Source organism: Mycobacterium sp. SVM_VP21 (assembly GCA_024758765.1).
Lineage (GTDB): Bacteria > Actinomycetota > Actinomycetes > Mycobacteriales > Mycobacteriaceae > Mycobacterium > Mycobacterium heraklionense_C.
In genome coordinates this window covers 3,259,892-3,276,730 of sequence record CP101406.1, presented here as the reverse complement: position 1 = coordinate 3,276,730, position 16,839 = coordinate 3,259,892, and the positions used below count along the sequence as shown (strand labels likewise).

The following is a 16,839-nucleotide window of genomic DNA, read 5'->3' as shown; positions in this document are numbered from 1 at the left end:
GCTCCTTCGCCGACGACGGTCTTCCCTGACATTTGAGTGCTGTCAGGCTACCCGCCCGCGGTCAGTCGACGGGCTCCAGCCGACGAAATTGGGCCGTGCGATAGCAGTCGGCGCATGTCGAGCGGCGGATCTTGCCACTGGTGGTGATCGGCAGCGATCCGGGAGCGACCAGCACGAGGTCGGCGACTCGGACCCCGTGGGAGCGGGAAACCGATGCTGCCACATCTTTTTTCAGGACCGCTATCCGTGCCAATTGCTCTTCGACGGTGTTGCCCCGGTTCTTGAGCTCGGCGATGACCACCAGCTGCTCACCGCCCTCACCACTGACCGGCACCGCGGCGACGCGGCCGCCGGTGAGCTCCTGAACGGTGGCCTCGATGTCGTCGGGGTAGTGATTTCGGCCGTCGACGATCAAAAGGTCTTTGATGCGCCCGACCACCAGCATCTCGCCCTCGTAGATGACGCCGAGGTCTCCGGTGCGCAACCACGGACCCACCGGTGTGCCGACTGACGGGGATTCGAGGTGCCCGCCGAATGTGCGCTCGGTGGCCTCCGCGTTGTGCCAGTAGCCGCTGGCGACGTTGGGCCCGTGCACCCAGATCTCACCGACGCCTCCGTCTGGGCTCTCGGTGTGGGTCTCGGGGTCGACAATCCGCACCGTGCACGCCCGCGGGGCGCCGATGCTGACCAGCTCCGCCCCGCCCGGACCCACCTGTGCGGTGCCGCCGACCAGGTTCTCGTAGTCGAGCCGAATCGTCACCGGACGGTTCGCGCGGGGCGCCGAGGCGACGTAGACCATTGCCTCTGCCAGCCCGTAGGACGGTGACAACGCGTTGGCGGGCAGGCCGAAGCGGGCGAATCGGTCGTTGAAACGGCGGATCGTCGCTGCGTGGATGCGCTCGCTGCCGCTCAAGATGGTGTGCACTCTGCTCAAGTCGAGGCCGGCCATATCCTCATCGGTGGTCCGGCGCGCGGCCAGCTCGAACGCGAAGTTAGGCCCGGCGGTGACCGCGCAGGAGTTGATGGCCAGCTGCTGGATCCATCGGGACGGCTTCTGCAGGAACGCGATCGGGCTCATCACCACCGAGTGGCGGCCCAGCAAGACGGCCCCCATCACGCCCAGCAGCAGGCCCATGTCGTGGTAGAAGGGCAGCCAGGACACCAGCGTGGCGTCCGGCGGCGGCGCTCCCCCGTCCTCGCCGAAGTAGTCCGCCATCACCTGCTCCATGTTGGCGAAAACGTTGCGATGCGAGACCACGACGCCCCTCGGCGAGCCGGTCGAACCGGACGTGTATTGCAGCAACGCCGTTTTCGTCGGTAGCACCCCGGTTCCTTGCCAGGACACGGAGGCGTCGAGATCGATCAGATCCACCTCGATGATCTCGGGTGCACTACCCCCGACCGCGCCGACGCACCCGTGGATGTCACCGGCGACTGCCGATGTGGTGAGCACCGCGGCCGGTGCGCAGTCCTTGAGCGCCGCGGTGACTCGATCGTCGTGGCTGCCGAAGGCCGGTACCGGCAACGGCACCACGATGCAACCGGCTTCCATCGCACCGAAGAATCCGGCGATGTACTCCAGGCCTTGCGGCGCGAGCAACGCAATGCGGTCGCCTGGCGTGGCGACTGCCGCCACCTCCGCTGCGACCGCCTCGGTCCGCCCCAGAATTTGCGCCCACGTCAGGGTCTCGGCGTACCCCGTCGGCTCCACCTCGTAGTCGATGTAGGTGAACGCCGGCCGATCAGGCCACTGCTCTGCTCGTTCACGCAGCAACGCCGGTATTGATTGCCCCCATGACCGCATGCTGTATCCCCCCAGATACGTATTTCATTATCTTCAGCCGACGCGCCCCCGATCGCCGGCTACGCCGGAACCTACTCTCCCCCGCTACGTATTACCAGGTACTGGCGCGCAACACGATCTCCATGGCGAACTGTGCGGTGAACTCACTCGCACTGCGCCGCCCGGGCAGCATCACCAATCGGTGTTCGCCGTAGACGAACCGTTGGCTGGCGTTGGCAACCGACGCCGTGGCTCGGGAACTGACCAGCACGGTGGTGTTGATCTCCACCGGAGGGCAGCGCTCGTCGCGAATCGCGCCGCTCAGATCCGGCGCGCGGGGATGTCCCCGGTCGAGCGCCACCAGCCCGGTGAAGCGGTCCGGGCGCGTCGCGGCAAGTTCCCAGGCGTTGTCGGCACCGGTCCGATCGCCCACCAGCACGCCGCACTGCACGCCCAGCGAATCGAGGATGCCGATCACTGACTTGGGTGTCAGACGCGGGTCTGCGCCGATCACGATGGTGCGCAGCGAGGCGGTGTGCAGTCGCTGGCATACCGCGTCGTACGCGGTGAGGGGATGCTGGGCCGCGGCGAGCACGACCACGACCGGCCCGTTCTGGGGGCCTGCCACATCGACCGGAATCGGGAACCCGTCGATGGTCATCATCGTGCCCGGCATCTGCGCCACGCTACAGTCCCTGCGGCGGCAGGGGGCGATTTTGACGGCCCCCTTAGCGGCTCAACAGCAACAGCCGAAAGTCACGGCAGCGTCAGTATCTCGGCGCCGTCGTCCGTTACGACCAGGGTGTGTTCGAACTGGGCGCTCCACTGCCCGTCGCTGGTGACCACCGTCCAGTCGTCGTCCCAGATGTCGTAGTCCAGGCTGCCGAGGTTGATCATCGGCTCGATGGTGAAGGTCATCCCCGGCTCGATGATGGTGTCGACCTCGGGCTGGTCGTAGTGCAGGATCACCAGACCGTTGTGGAAGGTCGGGCCGATCCCGTGACCGGTGAAGTCACGGACCACGTTGTAGCCGAACCGGTTCGCGTAGGACTCGATCACCCGGCCGATCACCGACAGCGCGCGGCCGGGTTTGACCGCTTTGATGGCGCGCATAGTGGCCTCGTGGGTGCGCTCGACCAGCAGCCGATGTTCCTGCGAGACGTCCCCGGCCAGGAAGGTGGCGTTGGTGTCGCCGTGCACGCCGTCGATGTACGCGGTGACGTCGATGTTGACGATGTCGCCGTCAGCGATCACCGTCGAGTCCGGGATGCCGTGACAGATGACTTCGTTGAGCGACGTGCAGCACGACTTCGGAAAGCCCTTGTAACCCAACGTCGAGGGATAGGCGCCGCGGTCGACCATGAAGTCGTGGGCGATGCGATCCAGCTCATCGGTAGTCACGCCGGGCGCGACGGCCTTACCCGCCTCGGCAAGTGCACCCGCCGCAATCCGGCTCGCCACCCGCATCTTCTCGATCACCTCGGGCGTTTGCACCCACGGCTCGGAGCCCTCGGCAGCCGTAGCGCGGCCGACGTATTCCGGACGCGGGATCAAGCGGGGCACCGGCAGCGTCGGAGACAGCACGCCGGGAGAAAGCGGGGCACGAACGGGCATTACGCCAGCTTAACGGAGCTGGTCAGCGCCGCCAGCGGAGCTTGCGCCGAGGACCCCTGATGTCCACCGAGCCGCACACCACGCGGCCGGTCAGCACCAGGTGCGGAGCTCCTTCGGCGGGCGGGTCGGTGCGGCGATCGCGGGCGCTGCCGCCGTAGACCTCGACATCGTCGATCGAGGCGCTGGCACCGTCGGGCAGACGGATGTCGACCGAGCCGAATCGCATGTCGAGCTCGATCACGACGACCGGCCCAGCAAACCGGGCCTTGGTGAGGTCGAGGTCAACCGAGCCCAGGCGTCGCACCAGCGCCAGCCGGGTCGGCACGATCCACTCCCCGTGGCGTTTGAGCGACCCGGCCCAGCCACGCAGCTCGACCCGGTCGGCCGCCGAGGTGACGATGGCGCGCGGGCCGGGCAGGTCACCGATCAGGGTGTCGAGCTCCGAGCGCATCCGTGCCTGCGACACCTGCGCCGCACGCTCCTCGAACTCCCCGATGTCGATCAATCCGAGGGAGACGGCGTTGTGCAGGCGGCGCAACGTGCCGTTGCGGTCCGCATCCGAGATACGCAAGGCCACGTCGGCTATGTCGTCGCTGAGACCCGTCATGGGTTCTCAATTTACGCCGCTACAGCAGGAAGTTGTCTGGCAGCGAGTCGAACATCACCTTGGTCATCCGGACCGCGTACTGCGAGCTGCCACCGCCGACGATCAGGGACGCGAAGGCCATGTCACCTCGATATCCGGCGAACCAGGAGTGCGAGCCACCGGCGAATTCTGCTTCCCCGGTCTTGCCGTAGACCGGGCCGCAGCCGGCGATGTCGCGTGCGGTGCCGTCGGTCACCACCAGCCGCATCATCTCGCGCAGGCCGTCGAGCATCTCCGCGCTCACCGGGGCCGCCACCGGACCGTTGACCGCCGTCGGCCGGCCTTCGATCAATCGGGGTACCGGTGTGCGTCCCGCGGCGACCGTCGCCGCAGCCAACGCGACGCCGAAGGGACTGGCCAGCACCTTGCCCTGACCGAAGCCGTCCTCGGTGCGTTCGGCCAGGTCGACCGTCGGCGGAACCGAGCCGGTGACCGTAGTGATCCCGTCCACTAGGTAGTCCACCCCGATCCCGTAGCGACTGGCCGCCTGCGACAGCGCCCGCGGCGGCATCCGGCTGGCCAGCTCGGCGAAGGTGGTGTTGCACGAATTGGCGAAGGCCCGCGACATCGATACCAGCCCGAGGTCGAATCCGCCGTAGTTGGGAATGGTGCGCTGGCCGATGTCGAGTTCACCGGGACAACCCACCATGGAGTTCGGCGTCGCCATGTCCCGTTCGATCGCCGCGCCCGCGGTGACCATCTTGAACGTCGATCCGGGGGGATACAGGCCGCTGGTCGCGACCAAGCCGTCGGCATCGGCAGCTGCGCTCTGCGCGACGGCGAGCAGTTCACCGGTCGAGGGCTTGATCACCACCATCATCGCCTTGTCGCCGCGGGTGTTGACCGCGTTCTGGGCGGCCCGCTGGACCGCTCTGTCCAAGCTGATGGTCAGCGAGGGGGCCGGCGCTGGATCGACCTCGTGCAGGACCGCGACGTCGACGCCGTTCTGATTCTCGCTGACGACACGCCAGCCCGCGGCACCTTCGAGTTGGGTCGCGACCGCCTTTTTGACTTCGCTGATGAGCATCGGCGCGAAGTGGTCGTCGGTGGGCAACAGCTCGGGGCGCGGGGTGACCACGACTCCCGGGAGGGCACCGATAGCGGGTTCGACACGGTCGTGGTCGACCTTGCGCAAGGTGATCAGGTCGAGTGGAGACCTCGAGGAACTGGCCTGCTCGGCCAGCCGCTGCGGGTCGCCCAATGCGTCGTCGAAGGGCCGCAAGGTGTCGACCACCGCCCGCGCGGTGCGCATCAGGTTTCGTCCGGCCCGGGTGGCGTCCAACATGTAGTGGTAGACGTAACCCGGTACCAGCACGTCGGTGCCGCCCACCTCGTTCACGGCGGCGCGGCGCGGCGGGTCGGCCCGCAGCGCGAAGGTCTGGTGCTCGCCCAGTTTGGGGTGCAGGCCGGTGGCCGTCCAGCGGACGGTCCAGTGTCCTTCGTTTCGGACCATCTTGAGCTGGCCGTCGTAGGCCCAGGTCCGGTTCTTCGGCAGCTTCCAGGTGTAGCGGTAGGCCACGGTGCCGGTGTCGTCGTTATAGCGGGCACTGAGCAGTTGGGCATCCAGGTGTTCGGCCTGCAAGCCCGCCCAGGCGGCGTTGAGTGCGCTGCGCGCCGCAGACGGGTCGTCGCTGAGTTCGGCGGCCGTCGCGGTGTCGCCGGTGGCCAGGGCCGCGAAGAACCGCTCGGCGACGGGCCCTGGACCGTCGGGGCGGGGCGTGCAGGCCGCCATCCCGGCTGCGGTCAGCAACACGGCGACCAGGCCCGTGACGCGTGTGACGAATGAGCTTGCAGTTGTCATTGGGGCTGATGTTACGAAATAGAAACGGTCGCCAGGCGGAGGCGCACCGAGACAGCGTTTAGCGTGTCCGTAACTCGAACTTTTCCGCGCCAACCGCAGGTTCGGCGAAGAGCACGAAGAGATCCCGAGATCAGTCGAGCAACACGGTCGCGAAGGTGCCGACCTGGGTGAAACCCACCCGCTCATAGGTGGACCGCGCCACCTCGTTGAAATCGTTGACGTAGAGGCTGGCGATGCGCCCGGTGCCGACGATGACCGCGGCCAGCATCGCGGTGCCGCCGGCGCCCAGCCCGCGGCCGCGTCGGTCCGGGTGCACCCAGACACCTTGGATCTGCCCCACCGCCGGCGACTGGGAACCCACCTCGGCCTTGAACACGACCTCGCCCCGCTCGAAGCGTGCCCAGGCCCGGCCCGACGTGATCAGGTTCGCCACCCGACGGCGATAGGCGCGGCCGCCGTCACCGGCCCGCGGATCCACACCGACCTCACCGATGAACATGTCGACGGCGGCCACCAGGTACGCGTCGAGTTCGTCGGGACGCACCTGGCGCACTTCGGCGTCCATCGGGCAGGCGGGCATGGTGTGCAGCGCCATCAGTGGCTGACTCTCCCGCACATCACGAGCCGGGCCCCAGGAATCGACGAGACGCTGCCACATCGGCAACACCAATTCGGCCCGGCCCACCAACGACGAACAGCGCCGGATCGCACCAACCGCCTTGTCGGCGAACGCGGTGAGATCGGCCGGGGCACCGCGCAGCGGGATCAGGTTCGCGCCTGCGTAACACAGGGATTCATCCACGCCGCCGCCGCGCGTCCACAATTCCCCACCGATCGACCTGGGGTCGACACCGTGATCGGCGACCCGCGCGGCGACCATGCAGGAACCGATCGGATCCTCTTCGAGCACCCGCCAGACCGCGGCGGCGTCACGCGCTACGGACACCCGTCGCTGGTCGAGACGGAACTCGGGCGGAGCCGACATAGTGACTCTTTCTGGCGAACTCAACTGCCGCGCGCCTATGGCGATCCGGCTGGGATCAGCTTACGGCGACGGTGGGCGAACCGCCGGGAGATCCATCCTCCATCTCGGCGGCCAGACGCATGGCCTCCTCGATCAGAGTCTCCACGATCTGCGCCTCGGGAACGGTCTTGATCACCTCGCCCTTGACGAAGATCTGGCCCTTGCCGTTGCCGGACGCCACACCCAGATCCGCCTCGCGAGCCTCACCGGGGCCGTTGACTACACAGCCCATCACCGCGACCCGCAGTGGGACGTCGAGCCCCTCCAGCCCGGCGGTGACCTCGTTGGCCAACCGGTAGACATCCACCTGAGCCCGCCCACACGACGGGCACGACACGATCTCCAGACCGCGCGGCCGCAGGTTCAACGACTCCAGAATCTGGTTGCCGACCTTGACTTCTTCCACCGGCGGCGCTGACAGCGACACCCGAATGGTGTCACCGATGCCGCGCGACAACAGCGCGCCGAACGCCACGGCGGATTTGATGGTGCCCTGGAAAGCCGGGCCGGCCTCGGTGACGCCCAGGTGCAGCGGGTAGTCGCAGCGCTCGGCCAGCAGCTCGTAGGCGGCCACCATCACGACCGGGTCGTTGTGCTTGACGCTGATTTTGATGTCGCCGAAGCCATGTTCCTCGAACAGCGACGCTTCCCACAACGCGGACTCCACCAAGGCTTCGGGGGTGGCTTTACCGTACTTGGCCAGGAACCGCTGATCCAACGAACCGGCATTGACGCCGATCCGGATCGGGATGCCGGCGGCGCCGGCCGCCTTGGCCACCTCCCCGACCCGGCCGTCGAACTCCTTGATGTTGCCCGGGTTCACCCGGACCGCGGCACAGCCGGCATCGATCGCGGCGAAGATGTACTTGGGCTGGAAGTGGATGTCGGCGATCACCGGAATCTGACTGTGCTGGGCGATCTCGGCCAGCGCGTCGGCGTCCTCCTGCCGAGGGCAGGCCACCCGCACGATGTCGCAACCCGAGGTGGTCAACTCCGCGATCTGTTGCAAGGTCGCGTTGACGTCGTGGGTCTTGGTGGTGCACATCGACTGCACCGCGATCGGATGGTCGCTACCCACCCCGACCCCGCCGACCTTCAGTTGGCGGGTCTTGCGACGCGGCGCCAGTGTGGGCGGAGGGGCAGCCGGCATGCCTAGGCCGACGCTCATGAGGGGGCTCCTATCAAAACAGCCTGATCGGATTGACCAAGTCGGCAGTAACGGTGAGCAGCATGTAGCCGACCACCACCACCAAGACTACGTAAGTGGCCGGCATCAGCTTGAGGTAGTTCACCGGTGCGGCCGCGACCTTCCCGCGGGCCGACCTGACCATGTTGCGAAGTTTTTCGAACAGCGCGATCGCGATGTGCCCGCCGTCGAACGGCAGCAACGGCACCAAGTTCAGCACGCCCAGGATGAAGTTCAGCTGCGCCAGGAAGAACCAGAACGCCACCCACAGTCCGTGGTCGACGGTGTCGCCGCCGATGATCGAGGCGCCCACCACGCTGATCGGGGTTTCGGGGTCGCGCTGCCCGTGCGGGTTGCCGATGGCGTGCACCAGCGCACCGACTTTGGAGGGGATGTTGGCCAGCGACTTGCCCAGCAGCACCGACAGGTCGCCGCTGAAGGCGAAGGTGGCCGGCACCGCGGTGACCGGGTTGTACTGGGTCGGCCCGAATTGGGCGGCGCCCACCCCGATCGCGCCGACGGTGCTGGGGACGGCCTCGCGGTCCGCGCCGTCGGCGATCCAGCGCTGAGTGGGAGTCACGTCGACGTACTTGGTGAGGGTGGCGCCGTCGCGTTCGACGACGATCGGCGTCGTGCCGTGCTGTTTGCGCACGGCCGTGGCCATCTCCTCGAAGGTCGACACCGGGGTGTCACCGACCTTGACCACCACGTCACCGGACTCGATGCCGGCCAGCGCCGCCGGGCCGGGGCCCGCGCAGGTACCCAATTCACCCTTAACGACTTCGGGTGCCACACAGGCTGTTTCGCCGATGACAGCGGTGGTGGGGGCGTGCAGGTTGGGCAGACCCCAGATCACCGCGATCGAGTAGACCAGTACCAGGCCGATGATGAAGTTCATGGCGGGTCCGGCGGCCAGCACGGCCACCCGCTTCCACGTCTTCTGCTTGTACATGGCGCGGTCGACCTCGTCGGGCTCCAATTCCTCCACGGCGGTCATGCCGGCGATGTCGCAGAAGCCGCCGGCCGGGATCGCCTTGAGGCCGTATTCGGTCTCGCCGCGTTGCGTCGACCACAACGTGGTGCCGAAGCCGACGAAGTAGCGGCGCACTTTCATGCCGGTGGCGCGCGCCACCCACATGTGACCGCATTCATGCAGCGCCACCGAAACCAGGATGGCCAGCGCGAACAGCGCGATGCCGACCGCGAACATCATCGGGTAATTCCGACCTTTCTCGTAGCTATCGCCTCGACGGCGCGAGCCGCTCGTTCCTTGGCCCAGCGCTGCGCATCGAGTACCTCATCCACGGTAGCGGGTTGCGCAGCCCACTGGTCAGCGGCGCCCAGCACCTCGGCGATCGTGGCCACGATCGCCGGGAAACTGATCCGGCCCGAAAGGAAGGCTTCGGCGGCTTCTTCGTTCGCGGCGTTGTAGACCGCGGTCATGCAGCCACCGGTCTGACCGGCGTCGCGAGCCAGCTGCACCGCCGGGAACACGTCGTCGTCGAGCGGTTCAAACTCCCAGGTGGAGGCGGTGGAGAAGTCACAGGCCGCGGCCGCACCGGGGACCCGCGCCGGCCAGCCCAGGGCCAGCGCGATCGGTAAGCGCATGTCCGGCGGGCTAGCCTGGGCGATGGTCGATCCGTCGGTGAAGGTGACCATGGAATGCACGATCGACTGCGGGTGTACGACGACGTCGATGCGGTCGTAGGGAACGCCGAACAGCAGGTGGGTTTCGATGAGCTCGAGGCCCTTGTTCACCAGCGAGGCCGAGTTCAGGGTGTTCATCGGTCCCATCGACCAGGTCGGGTGCGCCCCGGCCTGCTCGGGTGTGACGTGCTGAAGATCCGCTGCGCTCCAGCCGCGGAACGGCCCGCCCGATGCGGTGAGCACCAACTTGGCGACCTCGTCAGGGGTGCCGCCCCGAAGGCACTGCGCCAGCGCGGAGTGCTCGGAGTCCACCGGCACGATCTGCCCCGGCTCGGCAGCCGCCAGGACCAGCGGACCGCCGGCGATCAGGGATTCCTTGTTGGCCAGGGCCAGCCGTGAACCGGTCTCCAGTGCAGCCAGCGTCGGCCGCAGTCCGAGCGCGCCGACCAGGGCGTTGAGGACCACGTCGGCCTCGGTGTCGTACACCAAGCGGGTGACGGCGTCGGCCCCGCAGTAGGGGGCGTCGAGCGCCTCGCCGACCTGCGCGTCGGCGACGGCGATGTTGGCGACCCCGGTCTCGGCCCGCTGCTCAGCCAGCAGTTGCGGGTTACCGCCTCCGGCGGCCAGCCCGACGATCTCGAAACGGTCCGGGTTCGCCGCGACGACCTGCAACGCCTGGGTTCCGATCGAGCCGGTGGAGCCCAACAGCAGAACTTTGATCCGGCGGCCCGTGCTCACGCACCTATTGTGCTCCCGCGTAGTTGCCGAAGCTCCACAGGTTGCCTTCCGGGTCGCGGACGGCGAACTCGCGGGCGCCGTAGTCGGTGTCGGTCAGCGGCCGGATCACCTCGGCCTGGTGCTCCAGGACCCGCCGGTAGAGGCCGTCGGGGTCAGTGGTGACGACGAAACCACCGGCGGTTCCGGGTTCGCGGCACCAGTCATTACCGGGTTTGTAGCTGCCGAGCATGATGCCGCCGACACCTTCTGGCCAGCGCAGTTCGGCATGGGCGATGGTCTCGCCGTCATCGCCGTGGCGGGCCGCCACGACGAAGCCGAAGGTATCGACGTAGTAGTCGATGAGTTTGCGCGCGTCATGCGCTTGCAGGGTCAACCAGACGGACGGATTCTGATGCGTCATGACTCCACTGTGACCGCGGGGCGTGACCGCCGTCTTGAATGTTTTGGAACTCCTCGGCCAGCCATGCCGCCGGCGAGACCCCGGCGTAGCGCACGAATTCGCGAGTCAGATGGGCCTGATCGGCATACCCGGCGTCGGCGGCGATACCGGCCAGGTCGATGCGTTGGGGCCGGCGTGCCGCGGCGGCGATCCGGTTGGTGGCGTACTCGAAGCGCATCAGCATCGCGACCATTTTCGGGGTGCGACCGACCTCGCGGCGAAACAGCGTGCTCAGATGCCGCTGGCTCAGTCCGACTTGCTCGGCGATCTCCGCGACCGGCGTCCTCCCCCGGCTGCGCTGCAACAGCTGCCAGGCGTGGGACACCTCCGGCCGCACAGTGCTGTCGCGTCGCCGCTCCTCGGCTACCAGGTAGGCAGACACCAGCGCAAACGCGTCCGGCCAAGACTGTGTGGCGGCAAGCTGCTCATGTAGCCGCACCGCGCGGCGGCCCAACATCGGTGCGGCGTCGAAGTCGGTCACGCTCAGCTCGGCGGCCGGCACACCGAACAGCGCGCGCGACGCCAGCGGATGCACAGCTAACTGAATTCCGGCCTGGCCGCTGGTCTGCTGCACCCCCGCGGCCCGTGAATGCAGACCACTCAGCAGCAGCGGGGCAGGTCGCGCGGCAGGGAGGGCCTCGAGGGATTCGGCCGCGCGAACGCCCTCGTCGAGGCTGACGATGAACGTCAGGGTCGACGACGGCATCCCGCGGTGCACACCGTGGGGCACTTCGCGCACGCGGTAGCCCACCATCAACGCCACGCCCGGCGCGATGTGGGCCGGGGCAACAGCGAAATCCGAGATACGCGGCGCTTGGCTGGCATCGGAGGCCATGGCGCCCACGGTAATACCGCACCGCGAGCCAACAATACCCTTGACGGTCGCGCCGGCCCGATGCAGAATCCTACACAGTGTAGGAAACGAACGAGCCAGAAGATGGCGAAAGGCGGCGAAATGACCTCTCTGCGCAAATGGCTGGCCCTGCCCGACGCCGAGCCCGCCGAGGATTACGGGTTCTTCGGCCCCGACTCGGCCACCTGGAAGGTCTGGAGCTACCCGACCTCACTGTCGATCGGCTTCCAGCGCGCGGTGGTGATCGAAGAACTCGACCCCGCACTGGTCGCCTCCGTCGACCACACCCAGGCGATCTATGACCGTCCGCGGACGCGCTACGACCGCACCCTGCGCTACTTCGCGATGGTGGCCTTCGGCGAGAGCCGCACCACCGCCGAAGCGGCCGACATGCTGGTCCGGATCCACTCCAAGGCCATCGGCGTGGATCCGGTCACCGGCGCGCACTACGACGCCAACGACCCGGCGTCGCAGATGTGGATCCATCTCACGGCCTGGCACTCGATCCTGTACGCCTACGAGAAATACGGCCCCGGACCGCTGTCGGCGGACGACGAGGCGTCGTACTGGGCCGACTGCGCCAAGGCGGCCGAGCTGCAGACGCTCGACCCGACCGACGTACCGCGCACCCGGGAGGGCATCGCGGCCTACTTCGAGCAGATGCGCCCCCAGCTGATCAACTCCGATATCGCCCGGCGCGCGATGGCACACCTCCTGCACGCCGAGGTGATCCTCCCTGAATCGCTGCCGAAGCTGCTGTGGCCGGGCGCATTGGTCGTCACCGCATTCCTACGCCGCGGCACCCTGGCGACCATGCCCCGCTGGATGCGCAAGCTCGGCGGCGTGGGCACCTCTCAGGTGCTCGACGCACTGATTGTGCCGCCGCTGAGTGCCGCGTTCACGCTGCTGAGCCTGAGCCCCCGCGTGCAGCTGATGCTGCTACGACTGATCTCACCGATGACGCTTCCGATCGGCACCCGGGTACTACGGGCGATCCCGCCGGTAAACCCGGTCACCACGACTCCGCGGGAAGCCCAGAAACGCTTCGGCTACGCCGTCCCGGCGCAGGCCCATCTGGAATTCCGGGCCAAGCAGTCGCATCGAGTCTTCGGCGAAGGCCTGGCGCCCAGCGACGAGGGGCTCATCGAGTCCCAGCCGATCCTGGGGCGTATCGGATGAACCTTGAGAGTGTGCAGCGCTTCCTCGACCGCCAACTCAGCATCCGCCAGCTCTTCTTCCTCGGCTTCATGGGCTCGGCCCTGCTCGGCGCCTACCTGGTGATCGGACTGTTCTGGGCCGGCAGCCACTACCAGCACCTCCACGACATCCGCGGACTGGACAAGGTGTTCTCCGTTCTCGGGGAGATCGTGGCCTGGCCGGTGCTAATCATCGCCGACATCCAATTACGCTGAACCAGTGCCGGAACCAACCGCGAACCGGTCCCGCGCCGAGCATCTCGGCCCGCAGCGACGTCGGCCGCAGGTACTGGACGCCGCCCTGCAGATCGCTGCCGAGCGCGGCGTCGCCGCGGTGACCATGAAGGCGATCGCGGAGCGTATCGGAGTCACCCGCCCGGTGGTGTACGCCTGCTACGACGGCCGGGGCGAGGTTCTGGCCGCACTGCTCGACCGGGAGACCGAGCTGATGCTGACCAGTCTGCTCGGGACCCTGCCGCCGCGGCGGACCAGCAGCGTCGAGGACCGGTTCGTCGCGGGCTTCCGCGCGTTCCTGTCCGCCGTGCGGGAGCGGCCGGCGTCATGGCGGATCATCTTCACCGCCGACCAGGATCCGGTGCTGGCGGCCGCCGTCGTCTCGGGCCGGGCCCGGCTCACCGAGCGGGTCGGCACGGTGATGCGGCCGCTGCTGGCACGCCGGCCGCAGTCCGATGCCACTCTGGCAGCACTCACCGAGGTGTTCCTGGCGATCTGCGAGGCCGCGGCGCGGATGCTGCTCGACAGTGACCAGCAGTGGACACCGGAGAGCCTGGCCGCGATCGTCGGCCCGGCCGCCTACCGGACATTCGCGGTCTAGGCGATCGCAAGCGCGGCGGAGCGGGCCCTGCGTGTCGCCGTCGTGCGATGAGCTGACTCGCCGTGTGCCAGAATGATCCGAACTTGCTGCGAACTTAAGGAGTCGAAGTGGCCAGTACCGAGGTGGAGCGCCACAGCGGGGTTGACCCTGTCGAGGTGCCGTCTGCGGCGTGGGGTTGGAGCGCCATCAACTACCGCACCTGGCACATCGTCGGCTTCGGCATCGTCGGCTTCCTGCTGCTCATGCTGCGCGGCAACCACATCGGCCACGTCGAGGACTACTTCCTGCTGGGATTCGCGGCGCTGACACTGTTCGTCGTGGTGCGCGACATCGTCGGCCGCAACCGCGGCTGGCTGCGCTAACTGCGTCTGCACCATGCGCCGAAACCGACGTTTTGCAGACAAAGTGCGAGAAGGAATCTGCAAAACGTCGATCTCGGTGAAGTCAAGCTAGTCGCTTTCGGCCGCCAGCTGGCCGCACGCGGCGGCAATCTCACGCCCGCGGGTATCGCGGACCGTGCACTCCACGCCCTGTGCCCGAACTCGCCGGACGAACTCCCGCTCCACCGGCTTAGGGCTGGCGTCCCACTCACTGCCGGGCGTGGGATTGAGCGGAATCAGGTTGACGTGCACCAACGGTCCCAGCGCCTTATGCAGCTTTTTGCCCAACAGATCTGCCCGCCACGGCTGGTCGTTGACGTCGCGGATCAGCGCGTATTCCACTGAGACTCGCCGGCCGGTGACGTCGGCGTAGTAGCGGGCAGCATCGAGGGCTTCGGAGACCTTCCACCGGTTGTTGACCGGAACCAGGGTGTCGCGCAGTTCGTCATCGGGGGTGTGCAGCGACAGCGCGAGTGTCACCCCGAGGCGCTCGTCGGCGAGCTTGCGGATCGCCGGGGCCAGCCCCACCGTGGACACCGTCACCGATCGCGCCGAGATGCCGAAGCCGTTGGGCGCCGGTTCGATGATGCGCCGCACCGCCGCCACCACGCGGGCGTAGTTGGCCAGCGGCTCCCCCATGCCCATGAACACGATGTTGGAGAGCCTGCCGTGGTCTCGGTCGCGCAGTTCGACGGACGCCGCCCGCACCTGCTCGAGAATCTCGGCGGTGGACAGATTGCGGGTGAGGCCGGCCTGCCCGGTCGCACAGAACGGACATGCCATGCCGCAGCCGGCCTGCGAGGAGATGCACACGGTGTTGCGGCGCGGGTAGCGCATCAGCACCGATTCGAACTTGGTGTTGTCGTGCGCGCGCCACAGCGTCTTGCGGGTCTCACCGGCGTCGCATTCGATCTCGCTGGCCGCGGTCAGCAAGGTGGGGAACAGTGCGTCGGCTACTGACGAGCGCACCGCGGCAGGCAGGTCGGTCATCTGCTGCGGATCGGCGATCAGCCGGCCGTAGTACTGGTTCGCCAGTTGCTTGGCCCGAAATGCCGGCAGCCCCAGCTCGGCGACTGCGGCCACCACGCCTTCGGAGTCGAGGTCGGCCAGATGCCGCGGCGGCAGTGCCCGTCGCGGTGCGGTGAACACCAGCTGTTGCGTCATGATCGGTTCCAGTATGCCGGTGACTCAGGGCAGGACGGTCAGCACGATCCAGGTCACCACGGCCGACGGCAGCAGCGCGTCGAGCCGGTCCATGAGCCCGCCGTGTCCGGGCAGCAGCCTGCCCATGTCCTTGATACCGAGATCGCGTTTGACCTGGGACTCGATCAGGTCGCCGAAGACTCCGGTAAGCACGAGCAGCAGTCCCAGTGGCAGGCCCACCCACCACGGCCGGTCGAGGAACATCGTCACCGCGAACACGGCCGCGCCAACGCCGAGCACCAGCGATCCTCCGAGACCCTCCCAGGACTTCTTCGGGCTGATCGCCGGCGCCATCGGGTGCTTGCCGAACAGCACACCGACGGCATACCCGCCGATGTCGGAGAAGACCACCGGGAACAGCAAGCACAAGACCCGGCCCGGACCGTCGTCGCGGAAGACCAGCAGCGCCGCGAAGCTCATACACAGCGGCACCCAGACCGCGATCAGGATCGTCGCCGACATGTCCCGCAGATAGTTGACCGGGGCGTGGTCCAGCCCCTGGTTGACCAGCCGCCAGATCATGACGATCACCACGGTCGCACCGAAGGCGCCCAGCACTCCTCGGGCCCCAAACGGCAGGGACAGCCACAGCATCGCCTGGCCGCCGAGCGCCAGCGGGATGAACGGCACGTCGTAGCCGACTTCACGCAGCCGCCGGGTGATCTCATGGGTGGCAACCGGCGCGGCCACCGCCAGAATCAGCACCCAGAAGCGCGGGGCGAACAGCAGCGTGTAGACCAGCGTCCCGCCCAGCACCGCGCCCACGGCGATAGCCGCGGGAAGGTTGCGTCCCGCTCGCGATTGTTTCGGTTGTGAATCCGCGGCGTCTACGCCGGTGTCTTGGTCTGCCACGGTTGTGCCTGCTGAACGGCCGCTAGACCTCCAGCAGCTCGCCTTCTTTGTGCTTAACCAGCTCGTCGATCTGGGTCACGTACTGCTGGGTGGAGCGGTCCAGGTCTTTCTCCGCTCGACCGACCTCGTCCTCGCCGGCGTCGCCGTCCTTGCGGATGCGGTGCAGTTCTTCCATCGCCTTGCGGCGGATGTTGCGCACCGAGACCTTGGCGTCCTCCCCCTTGGCCTTGGCCTGCTTGACCAGCTCTTTGCGTCGCTCCTCGGTGAGCTGCGGCACCGACACCCGAATCAGCGAACCGTCGTTGCTGGGGTTCAGGCCGAGGTCGGAGTTGCGGATCGCGGTCTCGATGGCACCCAGCGACGACGCCTCGTAGGGCTTGATCACGACCAGTCGCGCCTCGGGAACGTTGATGCTGCACAGCTGGGTGATCGGGGTGATCGACCCGTAGTAGTCGATGACGATCCGCGAGAACATGCCCGGGTTGGCCCGGCCGGTGCGGATGGTCGACAGGTCGTCGCGGGCCACCGACACGGCCTTCTCCATTTTCTCTTCGGCATCGAAGAGAGCCTCGTCGATCATGTGCCCCGCTCCTCGTTCATCGCTTCGCTCTAGCGCCGTCGGTGGTCATCTGCCCCCGCGCT

18 protein-coding genes are annotated in these 16,839 nt (G+C 67.5%); 4 read left to right on the top strand and 14 right to left on the bottom strand.

Translation table 11 applies throughout. The features are described 5' to 3' along the window. Positions 1-61 precede the first annotated feature (61 nt). The 11 genes from NM962_15185 to NM962_15135 form a co-directional block, all read right to left on the bottom strand. Complete coding sequence (locus NM962_15185; GenBank protein ID UVO11318.1) at positions 62-1,804, bottom strand: AMP-binding protein; 1,743 nt, start codon at positions 1,802-1,804, stop codon at positions 62-64. A gap of 91 nt (positions 1,805-1,895) precedes the next feature. Further along, positions 1,896-2,459, bottom strand: a complete 564-nt coding sequence (locus NM962_15180; GenBank protein UVO11317.1) for an alpha/beta hydrolase — start codon at positions 2,457-2,459, stop codon at positions 1,896-1,898. Between the two features lie 80 nt (positions 2,460-2,539). Continuing rightward, a complete protein-coding gene (map, locus tag NM962_15175) occupies positions 2,540-3,397 on the bottom strand; it encodes a type I methionyl aminopeptidase (protein UVO11316.1) in 858 nt (285 codons plus the stop codon). Positions 3,398-3,419: 22 nt separating this feature from the next. Beyond that, positions 3,420-4,004, bottom strand: a complete 585-nt coding sequence (locus NM962_15170; GenBank protein UVO11315.1) for a DUF1707 domain-containing protein — start codon at positions 4,002-4,004, stop codon at positions 3,420-3,422. A gap of 19 nt (positions 4,005-4,023) precedes the next feature. After that, on the bottom strand, positions 4,024-5,844 hold the full coding sequence (locus NM962_15165) for a penicillin-binding transpeptidase domain-containing protein (protein UVO11314.1): 1,821 nt from the start codon (positions 5,842-5,844) through the stop codon (positions 4,024-4,026). 130 nt (positions 5,845-5,974) lie between these two features. Beyond that, positions 5,975-6,829, bottom strand: coding sequence for a GNAT family N-acetyltransferase (locus NM962_15160; GenBank protein UVO11313.1), 855 nt, complete (start codon positions 6,827-6,829; stop codon positions 5,975-5,977). A 55-nt stretch (positions 6,830-6,884) separates the two neighbouring features. After that, positions 6,885-8,036, bottom strand: coding sequence for a flavodoxin-dependent (E)-4-hydroxy-3-methylbut-2-enyl-diphosphate synthase (gene ispG, locus NM962_15155; protein UVO11312.1), 1,152 nt, complete (start codon positions 8,034-8,036; stop codon positions 6,885-6,887). Between the two features lie 13 nt (positions 8,037-8,049). Next, complete coding sequence (locus NM962_15150; GenBank protein ID UVO11311.1) at positions 8,050-9,267, bottom strand: M50 family metallopeptidase; 1,218 nt, start codon at positions 9,265-9,267, stop codon at positions 8,050-8,052. Further along, on the bottom strand, positions 9,264-10,439 hold the full coding sequence (dxr, locus tag NM962_15145; GenBank protein UVO11310.1) for a 1-deoxy-D-xylulose-5-phosphate reductoisomerase: 1,176 nt from the start codon (positions 10,437-10,439) through the stop codon (positions 9,264-9,266). Before dxr ends, NM962_15150 begins: the two co-directional genes overlap by 4 nt. Positions 10,440-10,443: 4 nt before the next feature. Continuing rightward, a complete protein-coding gene (locus NM962_15140; GenBank protein ID UVO11309.1) occupies positions 10,444-10,839 on the bottom strand; it encodes a VOC family protein in 396 nt (131 codons plus the stop codon). Then, entirely contained in the window at positions 10,793-11,632 is an 840-nt protein-coding gene (locus NM962_15135; protein UVO14753.1) for a helix-turn-helix domain-containing protein, read from the bottom strand. Before NM962_15135 ends, NM962_15140 begins: the two co-directional genes overlap by 47 nt. A 201-nt stretch (positions 11,633-11,833) precedes the next feature. Between NM962_15135 and NM962_15130 the strand changes: the two genes are divergently transcribed. The 4 genes from NM962_15130 (at position 11,834) to NM962_15115 (ending at position 14,124) form a co-directional block, all read left to right on the top strand. Continuing rightward, a complete protein-coding gene (locus NM962_15130) occupies positions 11,834-12,910 on the top strand; it encodes a DUF2236 domain-containing protein (GenBank protein ID UVO11308.1) in 1,077 nt (358 codons plus the stop codon). Next, entirely contained in the window at positions 12,907-13,143 is a 237-nt protein-coding gene (locus NM962_15125) for a hypothetical protein (GenBank protein UVO11307.1), read from the top strand. Before NM962_15130 ends, NM962_15125 begins: the two co-directional genes overlap by 4 nt. A gap of 4 nt (positions 13,144-13,147) precedes the next feature. Continuing rightward, complete coding sequence (locus NM962_15120; protein ID UVO11306.1) at positions 13,148-13,762, top strand: TetR/AcrR family transcriptional regulator; 615 nt, start codon at positions 13,148-13,150, stop codon at positions 13,760-13,762. A 107-nt stretch (positions 13,763-13,869) separates the two neighbouring features. Beyond that, positions 13,870-14,124 (top strand): DUF2631 domain-containing protein, encoded by a 255-nt coding sequence (locus NM962_15115; protein UVO11305.1) that lies wholly within the window; start codon positions 13,870-13,872, stop codon positions 14,122-14,124. A gap of 87 nt (positions 14,125-14,211) precedes the next feature. Here the strand turns inward: NM962_15115 and rlmN are convergent, their stop codons facing one another. The 3 genes from rlmN to frr are packed head-to-tail and all read right to left on the bottom strand — an operon-like array spanning position 14,212 to position 16,777. Continuing rightward, on the bottom strand, positions 14,212-15,306 hold the full coding sequence (gene rlmN / locus NM962_15110) for a 23S rRNA (adenine(2503)-C(2))-methyltransferase RlmN (protein ID UVO11304.1): 1,095 nt from the start codon (positions 15,304-15,306) through the stop codon (positions 14,212-14,214). A 24-nt stretch (positions 15,307-15,330) separates the two neighbouring features. Next, entirely contained in the window at positions 15,331-16,197 is an 867-nt protein-coding gene (locus tag NM962_15105) for a phosphatidate cytidylyltransferase (protein UVO11303.1), read from the bottom strand. A gap of 22 nt (positions 16,198-16,219) precedes the next feature. Then, on the bottom strand, positions 16,220-16,777 hold the full coding sequence (frr, locus tag NM962_15100) for a ribosome recycling factor (protein UVO11302.1): 558 nt from the start codon (positions 16,775-16,777) through the stop codon (positions 16,220-16,222). Between the last annotated feature and the right edge of the window lie 62 nt (positions 16,778-16,839).

What these genes read in the sequence shown, in the direction of transcription:
- NM962_15180 (UVO11317.1), bottom strand. Translation starts at nt 2,459, where the DNA reads ATGCCGGGCACGATGATGACCATCGACGGGTTCCCGATTCCGGTCGAT.
- NM962_15150 (UVO11311.1), bottom strand. Translation starts at nt 9,267, where the DNA reads ATGATGTTCGCGGTCGGCATCGCGCTGTTCGCGCTGGCCATCCTGGTT.
- map (UVO11316.1), bottom strand. Translation starts at nt 3,397, where the DNA reads ATGCCCGTTCGTGCCCCGCTTTCTCCCGGCGTGCTGTCTCCGACGCTG.
- ispG (UVO11312.1), bottom strand. Translation starts at nt 8,036, where the DNA reads ATGAGCGTCGGCCTAGGCATGCCGGCTGCCCCTCCGCCCACACTGGCG.
- NM962_15160 (UVO11313.1), bottom strand. Translation starts at nt 6,829, where the DNA reads ATGTCGGCTCCGCCCGAGTTCCGTCTCGACCAGCGACGGGTGTCCGTA.
- frr (UVO11302.1), bottom strand. Translation starts at nt 16,777, where the DNA reads ATGATCGACGAGGCTCTCTTCGATGCCGAAGAGAAAATGGAGAAGGCC.
- rlmN (UVO11304.1), bottom strand. Translation starts at nt 15,306, where the DNA reads ATGACGCAACAGCTGGTGTTCACCGCACCGCGACGGGCACTGCCGCCG.
- NM962_15125 (UVO11307.1), top strand. Translation starts at nt 12,907, where the DNA reads ATGAACCTTGAGAGTGTGCAGCGCTTCCTCGACCGCCAACTCAGCATC.
- NM962_15170 (UVO11315.1), bottom strand. Translation starts at nt 4,004, where the DNA reads ATGACGGGTCTCAGCGACGACATAGCCGACGTGGCCTTGCGTATCTCG.
- NM962_15140 (UVO11309.1), bottom strand. Translation starts at nt 10,839, where the DNA reads ATGACGCATCAGAATCCGTCCGTCTGGTTGACCCTGCAAGCGCATGAC.
- NM962_15165 (UVO11314.1), bottom strand. Translation starts at nt 5,844, where the DNA reads ATGACAACTGCAAGCTCATTCGTCACACGCGTCACGGGCCTGGTCGCC.
- NM962_15130 (UVO11308.1), top strand. Translation starts at nt 11,834, where the DNA reads ATGACCTCTCTGCGCAAATGGCTGGCCCTGCCCGACGCCGAGCCCGCC.
- NM962_15135 (UVO14753.1), bottom strand. Translation starts at nt 11,632, where the DNA reads ATGGTGGGCTACCGCGTGCGCGAAGTGCCCCACGGTGTGCACCGCGGG.
- NM962_15185 (UVO11318.1), bottom strand. Translation starts at nt 1,804, where the DNA reads ATGCGGTCATGGGGGCAATCAATACCGGCGTTGCTGCGTGAACGAGCA.